Source organism: Ruegeria sp. HKCCA6707 (genome assembly GCF_013033515.1).
GTDB lineage: Bacteria > Pseudomonadota > Alphaproteobacteria > Rhodobacterales > Rhodobacteraceae > Ruegeria.
Genome location: NZ_WQEG01000009.1, coordinates 25,308 through 46,837, shown reverse-complemented (window position 1 = coordinate 46,837; position 21,530 = coordinate 25,308). Strand labels below are relative to the sequence as shown.

21 protein-coding genes are annotated in these 21,530 nt (G+C 58.2%); 6 read left to right on the top strand and 15 right to left on the bottom strand.

The features are described 5' to 3' along the window. Positions 1–19: 19 nt before the first annotated feature. Positions 20–619, bottom strand: a complete 600-nt coding sequence (locus tag GOW40_RS18015) for a 2-hydroxychromene-2-carboxylate isomerase (protein ID WP_171101750.1) — start codon at positions 617–619, stop codon at positions 20–22. A gap of 108 nt (positions 620–727) precedes the next feature. Here GOW40_RS18015 and GOW40_RS18010 point away from each other — a divergent pair, with 108 nt between their 5' ends. Continuing rightward, positions 728–1,747 (top strand): ribose-phosphate pyrophosphokinase, encoded by a 1,020-nt coding sequence (locus GOW40_RS18010; protein ID WP_171133283.1) that lies wholly within the window; start codon positions 728–730, stop codon positions 1,745–1,747. Between the two features lie 59 nt (positions 1,748–1,806). Then, a complete protein-coding gene (rpiB, locus tag GOW40_RS18005) occupies positions 1,807–2,256 on the top strand; it encodes a ribose 5-phosphate isomerase B (protein WP_171101748.1) in 450 nt (149 codons plus the stop codon). A 29-nt stretch (positions 2,257–2,285) separates the two neighbouring features. On the opposite strand, the gene GOW40_RS18000 is transcribed toward rpiB, so the two are convergent. The 7 genes from GOW40_RS18000 to GOW40_RS17970 all read right to left on the bottom strand — a co-directional run bounded on the left by GOW40_RS18000 (position 2,286) and on the right by GOW40_RS17970 (position 8,647). Beyond that, positions 2,286–2,636 carry an H-type lectin domain-containing protein gene (locus GOW40_RS18000; protein WP_171133284.1) on the bottom strand — a complete coding sequence of 117 codons (351 nt, stop codon included), beginning with the start codon at positions 2,634–2,636 and terminating at the stop codon, positions 2,286–2,288. 115 nt (positions 2,637–2,751) lie between these two features. Further along, positions 2,752–3,162 carry a F0F1 ATP synthase subunit epsilon gene (locus GOW40_RS17995; protein WP_171133285.1) on the bottom strand — a complete coding sequence of 137 codons (411 nt, stop codon included), beginning with the start codon at positions 3,160–3,162 and terminating at the stop codon, positions 2,752–2,754. Positions 3,163–3,174: 12 nt separating this feature from the next. Then, complete coding sequence (gene atpD, locus GOW40_RS17990; protein ID WP_171133286.1) at positions 3,175–4,599, bottom strand: F0F1 ATP synthase subunit beta; 1,425 nt, start codon at positions 4,597–4,599, stop codon at positions 3,175–3,177. Between the two features lie 20 nt (positions 4,600–4,619). After that, complete coding sequence (locus GOW40_RS17985) at positions 4,620–5,498, bottom strand: F0F1 ATP synthase subunit gamma (RefSeq protein WP_171133287.1); 879 nt, start codon at positions 5,496–5,498, stop codon at positions 4,620–4,622. Between the two features lie 12 nt (positions 5,499–5,510). Next, entirely contained in the window at positions 5,511–7,049 is a 1,539-nt protein-coding gene (atpA, locus tag GOW40_RS17980; RefSeq protein WP_171101743.1) for a F0F1 ATP synthase subunit alpha, read from the bottom strand. Beyond that, positions 7,050–7,610, bottom strand: a complete 561-nt coding sequence (locus GOW40_RS17975) for a F0F1 ATP synthase subunit delta (RefSeq protein ID WP_171133288.1) — start codon at positions 7,608–7,610, stop codon at positions 7,050–7,052. Positions 7,611–7,912: 302 nt separating this feature from the next. Then, the gene (locus tag GOW40_RS17970) at positions 7,913–8,647 is read right to left on the bottom strand and encodes a class I SAM-dependent methyltransferase (RefSeq protein ID WP_171133289.1); all 735 of its coding nucleotides are present in this window, start codon (positions 8,645–8,647) and stop codon (positions 7,913–7,915) included. Between the two features lie 61 nt (positions 8,648–8,708). On the opposite strand from GOW40_RS17970, the gene gloB reads away from it, so the two are divergent. The 3 genes from gloB to GOW40_RS17955 all read left to right on the top strand — a co-directional run bounded on the left by gloB (position 8,709) and on the right by GOW40_RS17955 (position 12,670). Next, positions 8,709–9,476, top strand: a complete 768-nt coding sequence (gloB, locus tag GOW40_RS17965) for a hydroxyacylglutathione hydrolase (RefSeq protein WP_171133290.1) — start codon at positions 8,709–8,711, stop codon at positions 9,474–9,476. Between the two features lie 172 nt (positions 9,477–9,648). Then, positions 9,649–11,976, top strand: coding sequence for an ATP-dependent Clp protease ATP-binding subunit ClpA (gene clpA, locus GOW40_RS17960; RefSeq protein ID WP_171101739.1), 2,328 nt, complete (start codon positions 9,649–9,651; stop codon positions 11,974–11,976). Between the two features lie 85 nt (positions 11,977–12,061). Continuing rightward, a complete protein-coding gene (locus tag GOW40_RS17955; RefSeq protein ID WP_171231112.1) occupies positions 12,062–12,670 on the top strand; it encodes a DJ-1/PfpI family protein in 609 nt (202 codons plus the stop codon). Between the two features lie 9 nt (positions 12,671–12,679). Here GOW40_RS17955 and GOW40_RS17950 read toward each other — a convergent pair whose 3' ends face one another. From GOW40_RS17950 to GOW40_RS17940, 3 genes are all read right to left on the bottom strand, one after another. Further along, positions 12,680–14,380 (bottom strand): peptidoglycan -binding protein, encoded by a 1,701-nt coding sequence (locus tag GOW40_RS17950; protein ID WP_171133293.1) that lies wholly within the window; start codon positions 14,378–14,380, stop codon positions 12,680–12,682. Between the two features lie 3 nt (positions 14,381–14,383). Continuing rightward, positions 14,384–15,562 (bottom strand): biopolymer transporter ExbB, encoded by a 1,179-nt coding sequence (locus tag GOW40_RS17945; protein WP_171133294.1) that lies wholly within the window; start codon positions 15,560–15,562, stop codon positions 14,384–14,386. 68 nt (positions 15,563–15,630) lie between these two features. Next, positions 15,631–16,161, bottom strand: coding sequence for a gamma-glutamylcyclotransferase (locus GOW40_RS17940; protein ID WP_171133295.1), 531 nt, complete (start codon positions 16,159–16,161; stop codon positions 15,631–15,633). 67 nt (positions 16,162–16,228) lie between these two features. Between GOW40_RS17940 and GOW40_RS17935 the strand changes: the two genes are divergently transcribed. Then, positions 16,229–17,230 carry a DUF2125 domain-containing protein gene (locus GOW40_RS17935; protein WP_171133296.1) on the top strand — a complete coding sequence of 334 codons (1,002 nt, stop codon included), beginning with the start codon at positions 16,229–16,231 and terminating at the stop codon, positions 17,228–17,230. On the opposite strand, the gene GOW40_RS17930 is transcribed toward GOW40_RS17935, so the two are convergent. The 4 genes from GOW40_RS17930 to GOW40_RS17915 all read right to left on the bottom strand — a co-directional run bounded on the left by GOW40_RS17930 (position 17,227) and on the right by GOW40_RS17915 (position 21,431). After that, positions 17,227–17,946, bottom strand: a complete 720-nt coding sequence (locus tag GOW40_RS17930) for an extensin family protein (RefSeq protein ID WP_254444502.1) — start codon at positions 17,944–17,946, stop codon at positions 17,227–17,229. The genes GOW40_RS17935 and GOW40_RS17930 overlap by 4 nt on opposite strands. Positions 17,947–17,950: 4 nt before the next feature. Next, positions 17,951–18,868, bottom strand: a complete 918-nt coding sequence (locus GOW40_RS17925) for a prephenate/arogenate dehydrogenase family protein (RefSeq protein ID WP_171101732.1) — start codon at positions 18,866–18,868, stop codon at positions 17,951–17,953. Beyond that, entirely contained in the window at positions 18,865–19,950 is a 1,086-nt protein-coding gene (hisC, locus tag GOW40_RS17920; RefSeq protein ID WP_171133298.1) for a histidinol-phosphate transaminase, read from the bottom strand. Before hisC ends, GOW40_RS17925 begins: the two co-directional genes overlap by 4 nt. Positions 19,951–20,015: 65 nt before the next feature. Further along, positions 20,016–21,431, bottom strand: a complete 1,416-nt coding sequence (locus tag GOW40_RS17915; RefSeq protein WP_171231111.1) for an aminotransferase class V-fold PLP-dependent enzyme — start codon at positions 21,429–21,431, stop codon at positions 20,016–20,018. Positions 21,432–21,530: the final 99 nt, after the last annotated feature.

Here is a 21,530-nt window from a genome sequence, read left to right as displayed (position 1 = left end):
GCCAGATAGGGGCGAACCCCTATTTCAAAGTCGCCAGATGGCGGTCCAGATCCTCAAGCCGGTCCTGTCCCCAGAACCGTTGATCGTCGGGTGTGATATAGAACGGTGCTCCGAACACACCGCGCTCAACGGCTTCTTCGAGATTGGCGGCATAGGTCTCGGCCCCGGTCAGCAGCCCGCTATCGGCCAGGCTTGGATCGAACCCTGCTTTCTCGAGGCAATCACGCACAACCTCGTCTTCGGCAATGTCCTTTTCCTCGGCCCAAACGGCGCGCAAAAACGAATGGCACAGTTGACCAACATTCCCTGACCCGTCCTGAGCAGCCGCAATGATTGCATAAGAGGACGGGGCCGCATTGGTCGGCCAATGGGCAGGTTTCAAGTTGAAGTCCATCCCAAGTTTGCTGGACTGACGCAGCAATTCCTGCGCCCGGTATTCAACGCGCGAGATGTGGCGATCCTTGGGTGGCGTCCCCCCGGTCCGCGCGAACAGGCCCATGATATCCAGAGGCTTGTAATTTATCGTCGCCCCGTGTTTTGCCGCCACATCCTCAAGCCGTGTCCCAGCCAGATAGGCATAGGGCGAGAGTGTCGCAAAAAAGTAGTCGATCTGGGTCATATTCACTTTCTCCGCTGCGTTACCTTTGCGCGACGGTAAGGCCATGCTAAGCGGTGTCAACATCACGAATCTGTCACATTGCTCTTGCTGTCCGGGGAAAATCAGCCGATGCCGACACTCAACGAACCCAAGCTTATCGCTGGGAACGCAAACCTTCCGCTTGCCAAAACCATTGCCCGCCGTATGAGCCTGTATCGCGGTGTGGATCAGGGCCTGGTCGATGCCCGGGTCGAGCGGTTCAATGACGGTGAGATCTTTGTCGAAGTGTTCGAGAACGTGCGGGGTGAGGATATGTTCATCATCCAGCCCACATCGAACCCGGCCAATGACAATCTTATGGAATTGCTGATCATCGCTGATGCTCTGCGCCGATCATCCGCGCAGCGTATCACGGCCGTGATCCCCTATTTCGGCTACGCCCGTCAGGACCGCCGCACCAAGGCCCGAACACCCATCAGCGCCAAGCTTGTCGCCAATATGCTGGTTGGTGCAGGGATCGAGAGGGTCCTGACAATGGACCTGCATGCCGCACAGATTCAGGGCTTTTTTGATATCCCCGTGGACAACCTCTATGCCTCGCCCATCTTTGCGCTGGATGTGAAAACCCAGTTCAAGGATCAACTGGACGAGATCATGGTGGTGTCACCCGATGTGGGCGGCGTCGCCCGCGCGCGCGAATTGGCCAAGCGCATCAACGCCCCTCTGTCGATTGTCGACAAGCGCCGTGAGAAAGCCGGTGAAGTGGCCGAGATGACGGTGATCGGTGAGGTACAGGATAAGATCTGCCTGATCGTGGACGATATGTGCGACACCGCTGGAACACTGTGCAAAGCGGCCCAGGTTCTGATGGATAACGGCGCTAGAGAAGTACATTCCTATATAACCCACGGTGTCATGAGCGGCCCTGCGGTCGAGCGCGTGACCAATTCGGTGATGAAATCTCTGGTGCTGACGGATTCGATCCAGCCCACGAAAGAGGTCGCAGCTGCGAAAAATATCCGCATTGTTCCGACTGCCCCGATCTTTACACAGGCGATCCTGAATATATGGAACGGCACCTCTGTATCCTCACTCTTTGAGGATAAGACCCTGACGCCGATTTACGAGTCCATGTACCATATGGACTGATCAGAACGGGCGACCTTCGGTCGTCCTTTTTTGTGATACCAACAAGGCAGGAGCTTTCCGTGACCGCCCCCAAACGCATTGTTCTTTCCAGCGACCACGCCGCCATCGATTTGCGCCAGGCCGTCGCCGACCATATCTTGGCCCAAGGCTGGGAGGTCGTGGATATCGGCCCCAAAACACCAGAAAGCACCCATTACCCGATCCACGGCAAGGCCGCTGCTGAGGCAGTCGCCTCTGGGGACTGCACTTTGGGGATCATCCTCTGCGGCACCGGGCAAGGGATCATGATGGCCGCGAACAAAGTGCCCGGCATCCGCTGCGGAGTCTGTTCTGATACCTTCTCGGCTCGGATGATCCGTCAGCACAACAATGCCAACATGCTTGCGATTGGTGCGAGGGTGGTGGGCGAAGGAACCGCCCTGGACATTGTCGATGCGTTTCTGGGGGCCGAGTTCGAAGGTGGCCGACATGCGACCCGAGTGGACATGATCGAGGTTCAAGACGCCTGATCTTCCGTCTCAAACTACTTTGACCGGAATCAGGAAATCTGCCAATCATCCGCGTGCGCAACCTCGCCCATGGCGATCCAGGCCACGCGGATACGGGCAATGCGGGTATCGGACCATGTACGGAACACGGCGGCAAAGCCGTCACAGGTAATATCCGACGTCGTCACCTCGGCGCGCAGGGCAGATGAATTGTCAACATCCCACAGGGAAATACCAAGCTGAACAACTGGTGGCGATCGGAACCGTTCGGCAAATTGGATCTCGGTGCGCCGCTCTCGGGGGCCTTCACCGGTCCACATCTCGCCACCGTTTCCAAATTCGGAAAACAGCACCTCTTCGCCCTGATCAATGCCGATGGGGTGAGTTAGAAATTTCTTCATACTTCCATCTGTTTTGTTGAATATGTGCTACTTACTCTGGCTTTTGGGCAAAAGCACGACAAAAAACGGCCCCGCTGCAGAGCGAGGCCGTCCAAATCTCGGAATGTAGACCGTTCTACAGGCTCATATGGGTGCCAAGGGCTTCCATATCCGCCAGCAGCTTGGCCGCCTCATCCACGATTGTCTGATCATCGCCGTCCTTGGCGGCCTCGTGCGAGGCACGGGCTTCTGCAATCAGGTCATCCAGATGCGCGCGGGTCACTTCGGCCACCGGAATGGCCTTTTCAGCCAGAACCGACATGCTGTCGCCGTTGATCTGAGCAAACCCGCCGGTAACCAGATATTCGCTGGCGCCTGCGGGGGCCTCGACCTTCAGCAGACCCGGACGCAGCGTGGTGATGGTGGGGGCATGATCGGGCATCGCCGTCATGTCCCCGTCCGCGCCGGGTATTTGGACCGCAGTGGCCTCAAGCGAAGCAAGGCTCCGCTCGGGGCTGACCAGGTCAAATTGCATTGTGTTTGCCATCAGGGATACTCCTTAGGCAGCTTCTGCGGCCATCTTTTCCGCTTTGGCGATCACTTCGTCGATGCCGCCAACCATCAGGAAGGCCGCCTCGGGCAGGTGATCGTATTCGCCAGCCACAACAGCTTTGAACGATGCGATGGTCACGTCCAGAGGCACCTGAACGCCCGGCGAACCGGTAAAGACTTCGGCCACGTCGAACGGCTGAGACAGGAAGCGTTCGATCTTACGCGCGCGGGCAACGGTCAGTTTGTCTTCTTCCGACAGTTCGTCCATGCCGAGGATGGCGATGATGTCCTGCAGCGACTTGTAGCGCTGGAGGATCTGCTGAACGTCAGTCGCAACCGCGTAATGCTCTTCACCAACGATGGCCGGGTCCAGCAGACGCGACGACGAGTCGAGCGGGTCAACAGCCGGGTAGATACCCTTTTCCGAGATCGCACGGTTCAGAACGGTGGTTGCATCCAAGTGCGCGAACGATGTTGCCGGCGCGGGGTCGGTCAAGTCGTCCGCAGGAACATAGATCGCTTGCACCGAAGTGATCGAGCCCGATTTGGTCGAGGTGATGCGTTCCTGCAGGGCGCCCATGTCGGTTGCCAGTGTCGGCTGATAGCCCACCGCCGAAGGAATACGACCCAGCAGAGCCGAAACCTCGGAACCCGCCTGTGTAAAGCGGAAGATGTTGTCGACGAAGAACAGAACGTCGGTACCGGACTGGTCGCGGAACTGCTCGGCCAGTGTCAGACCGGTCAAAGCAACACGCGCGCGCGCTCCCGGAGGTTCGTTCATCTGACCGTAAACTAGGGCAACCTGCGATTCTTCCAGATTGTCCGGCTTGATCACGTTCGATTCGATCATCTCGTGATACAAGTCGTTGCCTTCACGGGTCCGTTCGCCAACACCCGCAAACACCGAGAAACCCGAGTGCACTTTTGCGATGTTGTTGATCAGTTCCATGATCAGAACGGTTTTGCCAACGCCTGCACCGCCAAAGAGGCCAATCTTACCGCCTTTGGCGTAGGGGGCCAGCAGGTCCACAACCTTGATGCCGGTCACCAGGATTTCCGACTCGGTCGACTGCTCGTCGAACTCGGGCGCGGGCTGGTGAATGGCGCGGGTTTCCGACGACTTCACGTCGCCTTTTTCGTCAATCGGCTCGCCGACAACGTTAAGGATGCGACCAAGGGTGGCGTTGCCAACCGGAACCGAGATCGGTGCTCCAGTGTCGGTGACCGCTTCGCCACGGACCAGACCTTCGGTCGCATCCATCGCAATGGTACGGACGGTGTTTTCGCCCAGGTGCTGCGCAACTTCCAACACAAGGCGCTTGCCGTTGTTGGTGGTTTCCAGCGCGTTCAGAATTTCAGGCAGCTGATCTTCGAACTGCACGTCAACGACGGCCCCGATGATCTGAGTGACTTTGCCTTTTGCATTCGCCATGTTTCGTCTCCGGTATGTCTCTACAGCGCTTCGGCGCCGGAAATAATTTCAATCAGCTCGTTGGTGATCACGGCCTGACGCGAGCGGTTGAACTGGATCGTCAGCTTGTCGATCATCTCACCCGCATTGCGTGTCGCGTTGTCCATTGCGGACATCCGTGCACCCTGTTCAGACGCTCCGTTTTCAAGCAGAGCCGAGAAGATCGCAGTGGCAACCCCCTTGGGCAGCAGGTCGGCCAAGATGGCCTCTTCGCTGGGTTCATAATCGAAAATGGCACCGCTGTCGTCACCCGCCGCATCGTCCTCGAACGAGGCAGGGATGATTTGCTGCGCCGTGGGGATCTGGGTCACAACGTTGACGAACTTCGAATAGAAGATCGTGGCAACGTCAAACTCAGCCCCGTCAAAGCGAGACAGGATGTCTTTGGCGATGTCCTGCGCATTGGCATAGCCGATACGCTTGACCTCGCTCAGGTCGATATGTCCAACGAACAGATCGGCAAAGTCACGCTTGAGCGCGTCCCGGCCTTTCTTGCCGACGGTCAGAACCTTGACCGTCTTGCCCGCAGCTTTCAGCTCTTCGGCCTTGGCGCGGGCCAGTTTGGCGATGTTCGCATTAAAGCCGCCGCAAAGGCCGCGTTCAGCTGTCATGACAACCAGCAGATGCACATCTTCGCTGCCGGTACCCCGGAGCAGCTTGGGAGCGCTGTCGCTGCCCCCGACCGATGCCGCCAACCCTGCCATCACGGCATTGAACCGTTCGGCATAAGGGCGTGAGGCTTCGGCAGATTCCTGGGCGCGGCGCAGTTTTGCGGCCGCGACCATCTGCATGGCCTTGGTGATCTTGCGGGTCGATTTGACCGACTCGATCCTGTTTTTAAGGTCCTTCAGACTAGGCATCGGAACCCCCTATCAAGCGAAGGTCGCGGCAAATTCGTCGATCGCTGCCTTGATCTTGTCGGACGCGTCCCCTTTGATCTTGGGATCTTCGTCGGTGATCCACTTCAGCAGGTCGGCGTGCTTGCCACGCAGATGCGCCAGCAGACCGGCCTCGTACCGGCCAACGTCCGACACGTCGATCTTGTCGAGGTAGCCGTTGGTGCCCGCGAAGATAACGCAGACGATCTCGGCGTTGGTCAGCGGCGAGTACTGAGGCTGTTTCATCAGCTCGGTCAGACGCGCACCGCGGTTCAGCAACTGCTGAGTAGCGGCATCAAGGTCGGAACCAAACTGCGCAAAGGCCGCCATTTCGCGGTACTGCGCCAGTTCCAGCTTAACCGGACCAGCAACCGATTTCATCGCATCGGTCTGAGCAGAAGAGCCCACACGCGAAACCGACAGACCGGTATTCACAGCAGGACGGATGCCCTGATAGAACAGCTCGGTTTCCAGGAAGATCTGACCGTCGGTGATCGAGATAACGTTGGTCGGAATAAAGGCCGAAACGTCGCCACCTTGGGTTTCGATAACCGGCAAAGCGGTCAGCGAGCCTGCACCAAAGTCTTCGTTCAGCTTCGCCGAACGCTCCAGCAGACGGGAGTGGAGGTAGAAAACGTCACCCGGATAAGCTTCGCGTCCGGGCGGACGGCGCAGCAGCAGCGACATCTGACGATAGGACACAGCTTGTTTCGACAAGTCATCATAGATGATCAGCGCGTGGCGGCCATTGTCACGGAAGTACTCGGCCATCGCGGTCGCGGCATAGGGTGCCAGGAACTGCATCGGCGCCGGGTCGGACGCGGTTGCGGCCACAACGATCGAATATTCAATCGCACCCGATTCTTCCAGTTTCTTCACCAGCTGAGCAACGGTCGAACGCTTTTGTCCAACAGCCACGTAAACGCAGTAGAGTTTTTTCGACTCGTCGTCGCCAGCGGCCTCGTTATAGACCTTCTGGTTCAGGATGGTGTCCAGCGCCACGGCGGTTTTACCGGTCTGACGGTCACCAATGATCAGTTCCCGCTGACCACGGCCGATTGGGATCATCGCGTCGACCGATTTCAGGCCGGTCGCCATCGGCTCGTGTACCGATTTACGCGGAATGATGCCCGGTGCCTTAACGTCCGCAACACCACGCTTGGTGGCGTTGATCGGGCCTTTGCCGTCCAGCGGGTTGCCCAGGCCGTCAACAACGCGGCCCAGCAGCTCGTCACCGATCGGAACGTCCACGATCGAGTTGGTACGCTTTACGGTGTCACCTTCTTTGATGTCACGGTCGGAGCCGAAGATAACGACACCCACGTTGTCGCTTTCCAGGTTCAGCGCCATGCCCATGATGCCGCCGGGGAATTCGACCATCTCACCCGCTTGCACATTGTCCAGGCCGTATACACGGGCAATCCCGTCACCGACGCTTAGCACGCGGCCGATCTCGGCCACTTCGGCTTCCTGACCAAAATTCTTGATCTGGTCCTTCAGGATTGCAGAAATCTCTGCAGCTTGGATTCCCATTTATCCGACCTCTTTCATTGCATTCTGTAGGGAGTTGAGCTTCGAGCGGATCGAACTGTCGATCATCTTCGAGCCCACTTTAACGACAAGACCGCCGATGAGGCTTTCATCCACGGTCGCATTGATTGTCACGGTCTTGCCCACACGCTCGGACAGCGTTTTGGACAGTTTTTCCATTTGTGTCTTGGTCAGCGCCTTGGCCGAGGCGACATCAGCGGTCACTTCGCCGCGCTCATCTGCCAGCATGTTGCGCAGAACCTGCACCAGCTGCGGGACCACGAACAGACGGCGTTTTTGCGCCATCAGACCCAGCGTGTTGCGCAGAATGGCATGCAGTCCCATCTTGTCGGCAATAGCGGTTATCGCGCCCTCTTGTTCGGCACGGGAGACCAGAGGCGAGGCGATCAGGTCGCGCAACTCGGCGCTTTCACCCAGTGCGGTTGCCAGATCGTTGATGCCGGTTTCCAGACCTGGAAGGTCATTATTCTCTTTGGCGATCTCAAAGATCGCAGTGGCATAGCGCTCGGCGATGCCTGTGGAAATCGAAGCTGGTTCGGACACGTCCACCCTTCCGATACTTTGGGCCCCGAATTCGCGTGTGGCAGCTAATCGGGGGCGTGAAGAAACCCCGTCCTGACAGGCCGGAGATCAAAATCACCGGGGATGTAGCAGAGCCGAACCAAGCTCGCAATATATTATCACGGGTTGTGCCTTATCCACAAAATGTTTGATTTCAGCTACTTAACAAAAGTGCGACCCTTTTGACCGGGTGAACCTGGAGAAAAATGTTACCAAACCGTAGTTTTTTGCGATTCCTGAGGCATTTTTTCCGCGATTTTTGCCTAAATCTGAGGCTTCTGCGGTCAGGCGGGTTTCAACAACCCGTCCAGCGCCTTGATCGGGCGTTTGGCCGAATCCTTGGTCACACTGCCGCCTGCCGGACGGATCTGTTTGGTGACCTCGACCATCAGCACGCCTCCTGCCATCACAGTTGGAATGCGCTGGCCGGTCTTTTCGATCAGGCTGCCAGACTTGAGCCAGAACCGGCGAAAGGACGGAGGTCTGTAAAGGGCCGAACAATGGCTTTCCGGGACAAAATGATGCGCGCGCAGCTGGCTTTCCAATTGCGAGGTCGAATAAGGACGGCCAAACCCGAACGGTGTACGATCCGAACGCGACCAAAGCCCGGTACGATTGGGTACAATGAACAAGGCTCGCCCCCCCGGGCCCAGCACCCGCCAACATTCGTCGAGCAGTTGTTTCGGGCGCTCGGATGTCTCAAGCCCGTGCATGACGATCAGCTTGTCGACATGACCTGTCTCGATAGGCCACATTGTCTCTTCGGTCAGAACCGAGACATTTGGCATCCCCGCAGGCCAGGGCATGACCCCTTGCGGGCCGGGCATCAATCCGATCACGCGGCGCGACTGGGCCAGATAAGGCCGCAGCAACGGCACAGCAAATCCGAACCCTGCAACGGTTTGCCCCTTGGCCTCGGGCCACAGGTCGGTCACGCGCCCCCTGATCGCCGCTTGCGCCGCACGGCCCAGCGTGCTGCGATAGTAAAAGTTTCTGAGGTCTTGCACATCAAGATGCATTGCGGGCACTCGGTCAATCGGCTTAGCTGCGCGTAGTCTAGCAATGAAAGGGCAAAAGACCATGCCTCTTGAAATCGTTACAATCCCCTGTCTCAGCGACAATTACGCGTTTATTGCCCATGACGCTGTCACCGGAGATACAGCTTTGATCGATGCGCCCGAGGCCGCGCCCATTCTGGCCGAGTTGAACCGCCGCGGATGGACGCTGAGCCACGTGTTGCTGACTCATCACCATTGGGATCACGTTGACGGGCTGCAAGCCATTTTGGCAGAGCACCCTGCAAAGGTGGTCGGCGCTGCGGCAGACGCCCATCGCCTACCACCTTTGGACGTGCAGGTTGCCGAAGGTGATCGGTTCGACGTTGGCAGAGAGCCGGTCGAAGTGTTCGACGTATCCGGCCACACGGTTGGTCACGTGGCTTATTATATGCCGCAAAGCTCTGCCATGTTCACAGCCGATAGCCTTATGGCATTGGGCTGCGGTCGATTGTTTGAAGGAACACCCGCGCAGATGTGGGACTCTCTCAGCAAGTTGGCCACGCTACCGGATGAAACAATCGTGTGTTCTGGGCACGAATATGCGCAGTCCAACGCAAAATTCGCAGCGACCATCGACCCGGACAACGCAGATCTTCGGGACCGTATCGCGCAAATTGAGGCCGCGCGCGCCGCAGGGCAACCCACGGTTCCTTCAAAACTTGGGCTGGAAAAGGCGACAAACCCGTTTCTTCGGGCCACCGACCCAGCGATTCTTAAGCACTTGGGGATGGAAAAAAGCGACCCGACGTCAGTCTTCGCCGAAATTCGCGCCCGAAAGGACCGGTTTTAAGGGAAAAAATCAGGCAATACACGCCACGGTCACGACAAATGTGACTGTCAAGTGAAAGAAAACCCTTGAAGCTCGGCTCCGATCAACCAAACTCTAATAGTATGAGGACATGGTTGGGATGGGGATCCGGCCTGAAGCCGCCCCTTCCGACCCAAGGTAGAGGAGCACACACGTGCCTTCATTCTCGAGCACACTCGAACAAGCCATTCACGCGGCCCTGGCGGCTGCGAATGAACGGCGTCACGAATTCGCTACGCTGGAACATCTGCTCCTAGCGCTGTTGGAAGAGCCCGACGCGGTACGCGTCATGAAAGCCTGCAGCGTCGATTTGGATGAGTTGCGTAGCACATTGGTCGAATTCATTGACGAGGATCTGTCAAACCTCGTCACCGATATTGATGGATCCGAGGCTGTACCCACAGCCGCCTTCCAGCGCGTCATTCAGCGTGCGGCCATCCATGTTCAAAGCTCTGGTCGGACCGAAGTGACAGGCGCCAACGTGTTGGTCGCGATCTTCGCCGAACGGGAGAGCAACGCGGCCTATTTCCTGCAGGATCAGGATATGACGCGGTATGATGCGGTGAATTTCATTGCCCATGGCGTCGCCAAAGATCCAGCATTTGGGGAAAACCGCCCTGTTACCGGCGCCGATGAGGTTGAAGAAGAAGCTCAAGCGTCAGGTGGTGGCGAAGGCGAGCAAAAAGAAAGTGCTCTGGGCAAGTATTGCGTCGATCTGAATGCAAAGTCGCGCGCCGGTGATGTCGATCCGTTGATCGGTCGCGCCGATGAGGTTGAGCGCTGCATTCAGGTGCTGTGCCGCCGCCGAAAGAACAACCCGCTGCTGGTGGGTGATCCGGGTGTCGGTAAAACCGCCATCGCGGAAGGACTTGCCCATAAGATCGTCGCAGGTGAAGCGCCTGATGTGCTGTCGAACACCACAATCTACTCACTAGATATGGGCGCTCTCTTGGCAGGCACCCGCTATCGCGGTGATTTTGAGGAACGCCTCAAAGCTGTTGTGACCGAGTTGGAAGATCACCCCGATGCGGTGCTTTTCATCGACGAGATTCACACAGTGATTGGCGCAGGTGCGACCTCTGGCGGTGCCATGGACGCCTCAAACCTGCTGAAACCTGCTTTGCAGGGCGGCAAGCTGCGCACCATGGGCTCGACGACCTATAAGGAATTCCGTCAGCACTTTGAAAAAGACCGCGCGCTGAGCCGCCGGTTCCAGAAGATCGACGTGAATGAGCCTTCGGTCGAAGACAGCGTCAAAATCCTGCGCGGTCTGAAGCCCTATTTCGAGGAACATCACGCCATCAAATACACGGCGGATGCGATCAAAACCGCAGTTGAATTGGCAGCGCGCTATATCAATGACCGCAAATTGCCCGACAAGGCGATTGATGTGATTGACGAGGCGGGTGCTGCGCAGCATCTGCTGGCCGAAAGCAAACGTCGCAAGACCATCGGAGTGAAAGAGATCGAGGCCGTGGTGGCCAAAATCGCGCGCATTCCGCCGAAAAACGTCACTAAGGACGATGCCGAGGTTCTGAAAGATCTGGAAACTTCGCTGAAGCGGGTGGTGTTTGGTCAGGACGAAGCCATCGAGGCGCTGTCGAGCGCCATCAAACTGGCACGTGCCGGTCTGCGCGAGCCTGAAAAACCCATCGGCAACTATCTGTTCGCGGGCCCAACCGGTGTCGGCAAGACCGAAGTGGCCAAACAGTTGGCGGATACGCTGGGTGTGGAACTGCTGCGCTTTGACATGTCGGAATACATGGAGAAGCACGCGGTCAGCCGCTTGATCGGCGCACCTCCGGGTTATGTCGGGTTTGATCAGGGCGGGCTTCTGACTGACGGCGTCGACCAGCATCCGCATTGCGTGTTGCTACTGGATGAGATCGAGAAAGCGCACCCGGATGTGTTCAACATTCTGCTACAGGTGATGGACCACGGAGAGCTGACCGATCACAATGGGCGCACGGTGAATTTCCGTAACGTGGTGCTGATCATGACCTCTAACGCGGGCGCGCAGGAACAGGCCAAGGCCGCCATCGGCTTTGCGCGTGACCGTCGCGAAGGCGAAGACACTGCCGCAATCGAACGCATGTTCACCCCGGAATTCCGCAACCGTCTGGACGCCGTGATCTCATTCGCACCGCTGCCAAAGTCGGTCATCCTGCAAGTGGTCGAGAAATTCGTCCTGCAGCTTGAAGCGCAATTGCTGGACCGCAACGTGACCATCGATCTGACACCCAAAGCCGCCGAATGGTTGGCGGATAAAGGGTATGACGACAAGATGGGTGCGCGCCCCTTGGGCCGCGTGATCCAGGAGCATATCAAGAAACCGCTGGCCGAAGAGCTTTTGTTCGGCAAATTGGCCAAAGGCGGCGTGGTGCGTGTTTCCGTTAAGAAAGGCGAGTTGCATCTGGAGATTCTTGGCCCGGATCAACCGCGTTTGTCCGGCAACAAGCCTCCGCTGCTTACCGCGGACTAGACCGAAACGCGATAAACAAACTCAACGCCCGTCAACCCTAGTTGGCGGGCGTTTTGATTTGGTCTCGCAAAAAAGGAGGACAGACATGCGCAGGATCGGCGCTTTGATTTTTCCGGGGTTTGAGTTGCTAGACCTTTACGGCCCGATGGAGATGTTCGGCCTGCTTCCCAACGCGTTCTCGTTGGATATTATTGCCGAACGAGCCGGCCCTGTCGAAAGCAATCAAAAGCTGAAAGGCTTTGCGGAAACGCCCCTGAACGAGGCCCCGCATTACGATGTGCTGTTTGTGCCCGGCGGCGCTGGTACACGGCGCGAGATTGCAAATTCGCGTTTGCTGGACTGGATTGCTGCACGTTCGGAACGCGCAGAATTTACGCTTAGTGTCTGTACCGGCAGCGCCTTGCTCGCCAAGGCCGGTGTACTGGATCGGCGGCGCGCGACGACCAACAAAGCCACCTTTTCCTGGGTCAAGGAACAAGGCCCGCATGTCGATTGGGTCGCGCAGGCAAGATGGGTCGAGGATGGGACGTTTCTCACCTCGTCCGGCGTGTCGGCAGGCATGGACATGGCCCTGGGTGCGATTGCTCTGATGTGTGGGCAGGCCGCAGCCGAAGATGTGGCCAAATGGTGCGAATACAGCTGGCACTCAGACAAGTCTCACGACCCCTTCGCGCAAATCCACGGGTTGACCTGACGACCTCGGTTACCGCTCGGTCAGCTTCAACTCGATCCGACGGTTTTGCGCACGCGCCTCGGGGGTATCATCGGTGTTGACGGGTTGGAACTCGCCAAATCCGTTGGCGGCCAGCCGTTCAGGTGGGATGCCCAGAGCGTCAACCATATAGCGCACGACAGACAGGGCCCGGCCCTGGCTTAACTCCCAATTGTCGCGGTAGCGGCCTGTGCTGACCAGCGGGATATTGTCTGTATGGCCATCCACCCGGATCACCCAGTTCAGACCATCAGGGATTTCGGCGGCCACGCTGCGCAGGATATTGGCTACCTTGGCAACCTCGCGCCGGCCTTCGATGGACAGTTCTGCAGATCCGATATCGAACAGAACCTCGGATGAGAACACGAACCGGTCGCCTTCGATCCGCACACCTTCCTGATCGCCCAGAACATCCCGCAATCGGCCAAAGAACTCTGACCGGTACCGCTGCAGATCTTCGGTCTGCTCTGCCAGGTTCTGGTTCTGCCCCGCCAAAGCTTCGGCCTCGGCCTCAAGCCGCTTGCGTTCGGCCTCTTCCAAAAGACGGCGGCGGCGTTCTTCTGACGCCGCGCGGGCAAGGGCTGCGTTCAGGTCTTGTCCCAAGGTCTGGATCTGAATATCGGCGGCTGAATTGCGTTCCTCATAGTCATCCAGAAGCGCCTGCAACGACCCCAACTGGTTGCGCAAAGCAGACATTTGCTGGTTCAAAAGCGCGGCCTGCCGCTGCGCCTCGGTCGAAATCTCTTGTTCCTCCGAAAGTGTGTCGCGTGCGATGTCCAAAAGCGCAGCACGCTCTTCTGCCAGCGTGCGTTGACTGTCTGCCTCGGCTTGCGCCGCGATTTGAGCATCCAGTGCTGCCTGCAGTTGAGCTCTCAGCCCTTCGGCGTTCAGTTCGCCAAACTGTCGTTCCAACTCAGCCCGCGCGGCTTGTGCTGCGGCCAGCAATGTCAGGGTCTCTTCGGCTTCCTTGCGCTGCGCCTCGAGTGCAAGCGTCATCGCCGTCAACTCGGTATCTGCGTTCAACAACCGTTCGCGCAAAGCTTCAGCCGCTGCCGCTTCGGCCAGACGAGCGGAATCCTCGTCAGACAGTTGCCTTTCCAAATCCGATATCTGAGCCGCCTGATCCGCACCGCTTGTTTCAAGATCGGACACCAACGCTTCAAGCGCCTCTCGCCGGGCCGCAGCCAAGCGCGCCGCTTCGGCCTGAGCGTCGATCTCTTGCCGGCTTTGGGCGAGCGCTAGGTTCAGCGCATCCTGCTCTGACAGTAGTTCGTCTTGTTGGGACAGAAGGTCATCCCGCAACGCTTGCAATGAAGCGATCTCTCCCTGGGCGCGGTCCTGATCCGCCAGCAAAGCTGCTACCTGGGTTTCGAAATCCGTAATACGCCCTTGTGCTGCAGCAAGGCTGTCCTCGGTCTCTGCCAGAGTCGCATTCAATGCGCCCAGCCGGGCTTCCAATCTGCTGTTTTCACGCTCTTCCAGACCCAACGCCCCGACAAGAGCCGCAACTTCGTCCGACAAAGCCGTCAGTTCATCTTCCTGCCCGGAAATCGTTTCACGCAGAACAAATTGCACAACCATGAAAATGGTCAGCACAAATGTCAGAACCATCAAAAGGCCGGTGATCGCATCCACGAAACCGGGCCAGACCGAGCCCTGAAACCGTTGACCTGTGCGACGGGACAGGGCCATGGGTTATTCTCCTGCGGGCGGCGTCCGGACGGCCCCGCGCGGCAAGGTCAAAGCTTTGACAAGCAGTTCGAAATCCTTGCGCAACTCATTCATGCTGTCCTGGCGACCGGCCGAGATCTCTTCGAGAATACGCAGCAATTGTACGTCCATCGACCGCAGGCGCATCCGGCTTTCAGCATCCAGCCCCTCGCCTGCCCCGTGTTCGCGCATGTGATCCAGCAGGGCATCCTGCCCTAAAGCCACCCGTTCCAGCGCGGCAGATACGCCTTCGGACTGGCTTTGGCGGCGGTTCATGTCACCAATCTCGATGATCAACTGGCTCAGCTTGTCCGAGACGTCACTGCGCTCTTCCTCTTGCGCGGTGAACATGGCTTGCAGCGCGTCCATCTGTTCGGCCATGGTGTCCAGAACCGGTGTCAGAACGGCCAGTTCCGCCCCTCCTTCTTCCGAGCCACCAAAGCCCACGCGGGTGATGGTCGACAGCCATTCTTCCAGTTCGCGGTAGAACCGGTTCTGCCCGTGGCCAGCAAACAGTTCCAACAGACCGACAATCAGCGACCCTGCCAATCCCAGCAGCGAGGATCCAAAGGCGACGCCCATCCCCTGCAACTGAGCTTCCAAACCGGTCATCAGGCGATTGAACACCGCCAGGCCTTCTTCGCCTTCCTGCGGGTTCAGACTGCGGATCGTGTCCACGATCGCAGGCACGGTGGTCGCCAAACCAAAGAATGTACCCAAAAGGCCGAGGTAAATCAGCACGTTGGTGATATAGCGCGTGATCTCGCGTTCTTCTTCGATCCGTTCGGCCACCGAGTCCAGGATCGACCGGCTCGAACTGGAACCGATATGCGAGCGTGCGCCACGCGACCGCAACAACGACGCCAACGGCGCCAAAAGTTGTGGCGGACGTGTGTCCGGGCGCTCGAACCCTCCGATAAAGGCTTCGATCCAACGGACCGAACCGATGAGCTGTGTAACCTGCAAGAAACACGCCAGAACACCGATTGCGAAAACCATAAGGATGAACCCGTTCAGATACGGGTTCGCCTCGAATACCGGCAGGACATAGGGCAAAGCCAAAAAGACACCGAGCCCGGATAAACCCAGTGCAATCAGCATCATAAGGATCTGACGGATCGGTTGCGAGAAATGGGGTTTCACGCCTTGCTGTGCCTGCGCCATGCGCGTTCTTTCCGCTTTAGCCTGCTCTGGGCCGAATCTATCGAAATTCCACCGATGACGCCAAGGGTTTATGCGCTGATTGTGCGCACCCGTTGCGACAACCACTCAAGATCAGGGTCTTTCAGCCCGATCTCGGCCAGATGTTGGGCCGTATTGAAAAGGTATTCCGTGTTTGGCCCGCGCCCGCCAACGGCATGGGCGATGATGCGGGCCTGCTCTTCCAGAGGCATACCGCCGCAATATTGCACGTGGTCGGGATCGATCACGTAGGTGACGGCATTCACCACATCGCCTGTGTCCAGATGCACGTCGAGCATACGTTCCAGATACGCCGACGAGATCAACTCGCGTTCACGCAGCTCTTCCAGGGTTCGGTCTTCGTGGCCCGGCTCGACCAGCAGGGCCAGACCTGTGCAGGCTGAACCTGATTGTTCATCCAGCGCAAGCACCAGCCCCGGCTCATCCTCGGTGCCGCGATGGTGGATCGAGCTCATGCAGAAAGACCGGGCATAGCCGTGCAGCGTGGCTTTCTCGGTGCGTGCCACCGGAAAGCCCGGGTTCCACAACAGTGATCCATATCCGAAAACCCACATCGTCATTGCTCTGGTCCTTGCCCGTTTGCGTCTATAAACATCAATTCCAACGCAGGAAAAAGGGCCATTTGCGATGCGAAGTCTGATCCGCATATTCATTTTGGTTGCCGTTGCATGGAGTGGCTATTGGTTCATCGCCGGGCTTGGCTTGCGCAATGCGCTGACCGCGTGGTTCGACAATCAGCAGGAACTGGGCTGGCAGGCAGATTACTCGAACGTATCGACCGCTGGCTATCCAACCCACCACATGACCCGGCTCGACAATCCGGCGCTGGCCGATCCGGTCAACGGCACGGCCTGGAGCGCGGATTGGATTGAATTCCAAAGCCCCGCGATCTGGCCCGGCCGGCAAATGCTGCGTTTCGCCAATACTGCACAGCGATTGTCCTATTTCGATCAGACCGCGACCATTCTTGCCCAGGACCTACAGGCCGAGCTTCATCTGAAACCCGGTGTCGCTTTGGTGCTTGAGAAGATGTCTCTGACCTCTGACGCCTGGACCATTTCCGAGAATGGCAGTGATGTCGTCGGCGGGGATACTCTGGGGCTGACCATGGAACAGACCACCACCCCCGAGACCTATACAATCACCGCAAAGGTTGACGGGTTCACACCGGGCGTCGATTTGCGCAACCTGATGCGTTCGGCAACCTCTCTGCCTCAGACTTTTGAAACGTTGGAACTGGACCTCGAAGCCACATTCGACAAAGCGTGGGATCGGTCTGCCATTGAACAAGGCCGACCTCAACCGGTCTTGCTGGATCTGCGCCTGGCCGAAGCGCAATGGGGCGCGCTGCGTCTGTTCGCAACCGGAACGCTTGAAGTTGACCCGCAAGGTATCCCTATCGGAGAGATCGCGATCAAGGCCGAGAATTGGCGCGATATGATTGCCATGGCGAACGCCGCCGGGGCGATACCCGATCAGGCTGTGGATCCGGTGAACCGCGCATTGCGGTTCATGGCCGGGCTTGGCGGAAACCCCAATGCATTGGATCTGCAGTTGAACTTCAGGGACGGCCTGGTCGCGCTTGGGCCCTTGCCTCTTGGCCCTGCTCCGCGCTTGATCCTGCGCTAGCGGCAGTAGGGTCCCCGCCGGTACCGCGCCGTATCCAGATGGAAATGGTCGCGGTGAAAACGATCTGAATTTGGCCCCAAAACTGTGCCAAAGGGTCCGCAAGCGCCGCGCCAGATCTTGATCAATTGCGATTGAGACGGGTTCTTTCGCCAGCCCTTCAGTACCGTGACCACCTCGCCATCCGCCATTTTGAAACCTGAAATATCGATGGCCCGCCCCTTGCCATGCTCGGATATCCGTGCGCCCTTACGGTTGTTGCGCGTTCGGCACGCATAATGGGCCGCTACTTGCAGCTCGACCACTGGCCCGCGCCGTTTGAATGTGGGTTTGACAGTCTCTTCGACCCATTCGTTCAAAGCAATCGCTGTGCCACATTCCATAACAGACGGTCGGCTGAGGGCCACGCCCGCGACCGAGGTGATCTCGACCGCGTCCTTAACCCCACACGCTTTGACTTTGCTGGAAACATTGCCGACGGGCTTGCCTTGGATATTGATATCTCCACAGACAGACCCTTTGCGCAGTTTGCGTTTTTTGAACAGGATTGGCTCTGCGCGCGTATAGGGCTCAATCTGCGGCCATAGCTTGTCTGGGGTGGTGATAGGGCGCGCGGCGGCGGCTGTCACTTGCGGTGCAGAAAGCAGATTGGTTTCCTTGGCAGCAGCAGCCGTGGCAAGAACACTGGACGCAGCGATCAGAACAACTCGAAGCCACATCCTGCTAAACCTTTGTGCCGCGGCCGAAATCAGGTGCATCCGTATCCTGCCCGGCGTCGATAATGCCACGCCGTATTTCACGGGTGCGGGTGAAATAGTCGAATAACTGCTCGCCGTCTCCGGTTCGAATGGCACGCTGAAGGGCAAAAAGCTCTTCTGTAAAACGGCCCAGAATCTCCAGCGTGGCGTCCTTATTCGTCAGGAACACATCGCGCCACATGGTCGGGTCCGAAGCAGCAATCCGCGTAAAGTCGCGAAACCCGGCGGCCGAGTATTTGATCACTTCACTGTCGGTCACCCGGCGCAGATCGTCTGCCACCCCAACCATGGTATAGGCGATCAGGTGTGGGGCATGAGATGTAACAGCCAGCACCAGATCATGGTGGTCGGCGTCCATCTCATCGACGAAAGAGCCCAGCCCCTCCCACAAGGATCGCAGCCGCGCAACGGCTTCTTGATCCGACCCTTCAGGTGGGACAATCAGACACCACCGGTTGTCGAAAAGTTCGGCAAAGCCGGATTCCGGCCCCGAATGCTCGGTTCCGGCCAAGGGGTGAGCGGGCACAAAATGAACGCTTTCAGGGATATGCGGCCCAACGGCCTGAATGACGTGGCGCTTGACCGAGCCCACATCCGTGACTGTGGCCCCCGGTTTCAACACCGATGCGATATCTTGGGCAACACTGCCCATCGCGCCAACCGGCACGCAGAGTACGACCAGATCGGCACCCTCAACTGCGTCTTGCGCAGTGTCGCAAACCCGGTCGCACAGCCCGATGCGGCGCGCGGTGTCGCGGGTTTCAGAGGACCGGGCAAAGCCGGTCACTTCGCCCGCCAAGCCCGCACGCTTGATGGCCCAGAACATCGAGGACGCAATAAGCCCCAGCCCTATCAGAGCAACGCGGTCATAGATCTGGCTCATGCTGCGCCCTCTTTGAATTCGGCGATGGCCTTGACCACGCGCCGGCAGGCCTCTTCGTCGCCGACAGTAATCCGCAGCGCATTGGGCAGGTTGTACCCGGCGACGCGACGCACGATGATGCCTTGGGTTTTCAGATAATCGTCGCAGGCTTCAGCCTCGGCCTGATCTGCGAACCGGGCCAGGATAAAGTTGGTGCAGGACGGGTCCGAATGCACTCCGACCTTGGCCAGTTCTTCAGCCAACCAAACCCGCAAGCGTGCGTTTTCGCTCTGGCAGAAGGTCAGAAACTCTTGATCCTCAAGCGCTGCTTCGGCTGCAGCCAATGCGGTCAGAGACAGGTTGAAAGGCTGGCGCACTCGGTTCAACACATCGATGATGTCCTGGGACGCATAGCCCCAACCGGCGCGCATGCCGCCAAGTCCGTAGATCTTGGAAAAGGTCCGGGTCATGATCACGTTGGGGTAGCGATCGACCAGCGCCGAACCACCATCGAACCCATCCACAAACTCGGCATAGGCCCCGTCCAGCACCAGAAGGCAGTGATCGGGCAGTTGATCTGCCAGCCGCTCTAACTCGGGCTCCGAAATCATGGTCGAGGTTGGATTACCCGGATTGGTCACAAAAACAATTTTGGTCTGCGCAGTAACCGCAGCCAAAATGGCATCGACATCAACCTTCCGTTCCCGCTCGGCCACCATCACCGGGGTCGCCCCGGCCATGCGCGCGATGATCGGGTACATAGAAAACCCGTGCTCGGTGTAAATCACCTCATCCCCCGGCCCAGCATAGGCCTGCGCCACAAATTGCAGCACCTCGTCGCTGCCGACACCGCAGATGATCCGAGCCGGATCCAACCCGTGACGTGCCCCGATGGCCTCACGCAAGCTGGCGTGATCAGTATTGGGATAACGATGCAGATTGGCCGCGCTATCGCGCACCGCCGCAATCGCCTTGGGGCCCGGACCAAATGGGTTCTCATTCGAGCTGAGCTTGATGACATGCGCAACCCCGGACAGTTTCGACTGGCCGCCCTGGTACAGGGCGATGTCCATAATGCCGGGCTGCGGGGTGATCTTGGTCATGACGGGCTCCGTTAACTGGGGCCCCTCATACCCGTCTCAACGCGTTGAGAAAAGCGGCAATTCCCTCAGGCTGCTTTGAAGCGCGCTGTTGCCGGATCCACGGCGTAACAATGCGCAAACTCTTCGACCCGGCGTGACAGGTCGTTCACACTTTCGATGATGAACTGCGCGGTCTCATCGCTCATGAGATACGAGAAGTTAAGCCGTACCCAACCTGGTTTTTGCAATTCTTCACCTGCGGATAGCTGCGAGAACAAAACCTCGGACATCGCCTGATCGATCCCCAACAAGCGATGCGCATAGGGCCCGGCACAGGCGCAGCCGCCGCGGGCCTGAATCCCGTATATATCGCTGAGCATTCGGGTAAACAGCTGCTGATGCACAGGTTGACCTGACCTGTCGCGCACAAGAAACGAGAAGATCGGCAACCGATGCGCGTTTTCACCCGCCAGCAAGTTCAGATGCGGATTACCCTTCCACCCATCGCGCGCCATCTGGTTGAAACGCGCCTCGCGCCGCGCGATCTGATCCGTGCCAACGGCATCCTTGATAATGAAGGCCAGTGCGGCGCGGATATCCCCGATCACATTGGGAGTGCCAGCCTCCTCTCGCGCCGCCAAATCGTCGCTGTACTCATGCCGCCAGGGTGAGACAAAGCTGACCGTACCGCCACCGGGCCAGCTTGGCGCCTGACTCCGCACCGCGTGTTTGTTCAGTATCAAGACCCCTGACGCCCCTGGCCCGCCAGGGAATTTGTGCGGCGAGACGACAACCGCATCTTTTTTTGTGTCGCCCGAACTCATGTCGATGGGCAGGTACGGCCCACCCCCGGCATAGTCCCAAACCGCCAACGCGCCATGCTGTTTCAAAAGCCGCGTCACCGGGTCTGGATCGGTGATTATGCCTGTCACATTGGACGCCGCAGAGAAAGAACCGATCAGCGGGTCTGATCCGGCATGGGCGCGCAGCGCGGCCTCGAGCGCGTTCAGATCGGGCCCTCCTGCGGGCCCTTCAGGGATTTCAACCACCTGCGCCTTGCTCTCGCGCCAGGGCAGGATGTTCGAGTGATGCTCATACGGCCCGATCAGAACAACCGGCTGGTCGGCCTCTTCAACTCCCAATAGGCTGACCAACCGGTTGAGACCCGCTGTGGCGCCCGATCCGGCGAAGATCACCGCATCGTCTTCCTTGGCGCCAACACAGCGAGCGATCTGAGCACGCGCTTCACGCCGCAGTCGGGTCATATACGATCCGCAGTAGGAGGCCTCGGTATGGCTATTTGCGTAGAACGGCAAAACCTTCTGGGACACGAAATCCTCAACCTGCTGCATCGCACGACCCGAGGCGACATAATCGGCATAAACCAACGGCACATCCCCGTTCAGACCCGGGATCATGACACCGTCGCCGATAACGCCCTGGCCTAGCGTTCCTGCTTGGGCAGCTGTTTGGATCTGGGTACGGAAGTCAGTCAGCGTCATAAGGTTTCTCCTGTGGATTGAACCAAATATGACCCCTGTGACTTCCAATAACTTCCTCGTTTTCCGTTTATTTTCCTTTGTTTTTGTGTCATTTGATTG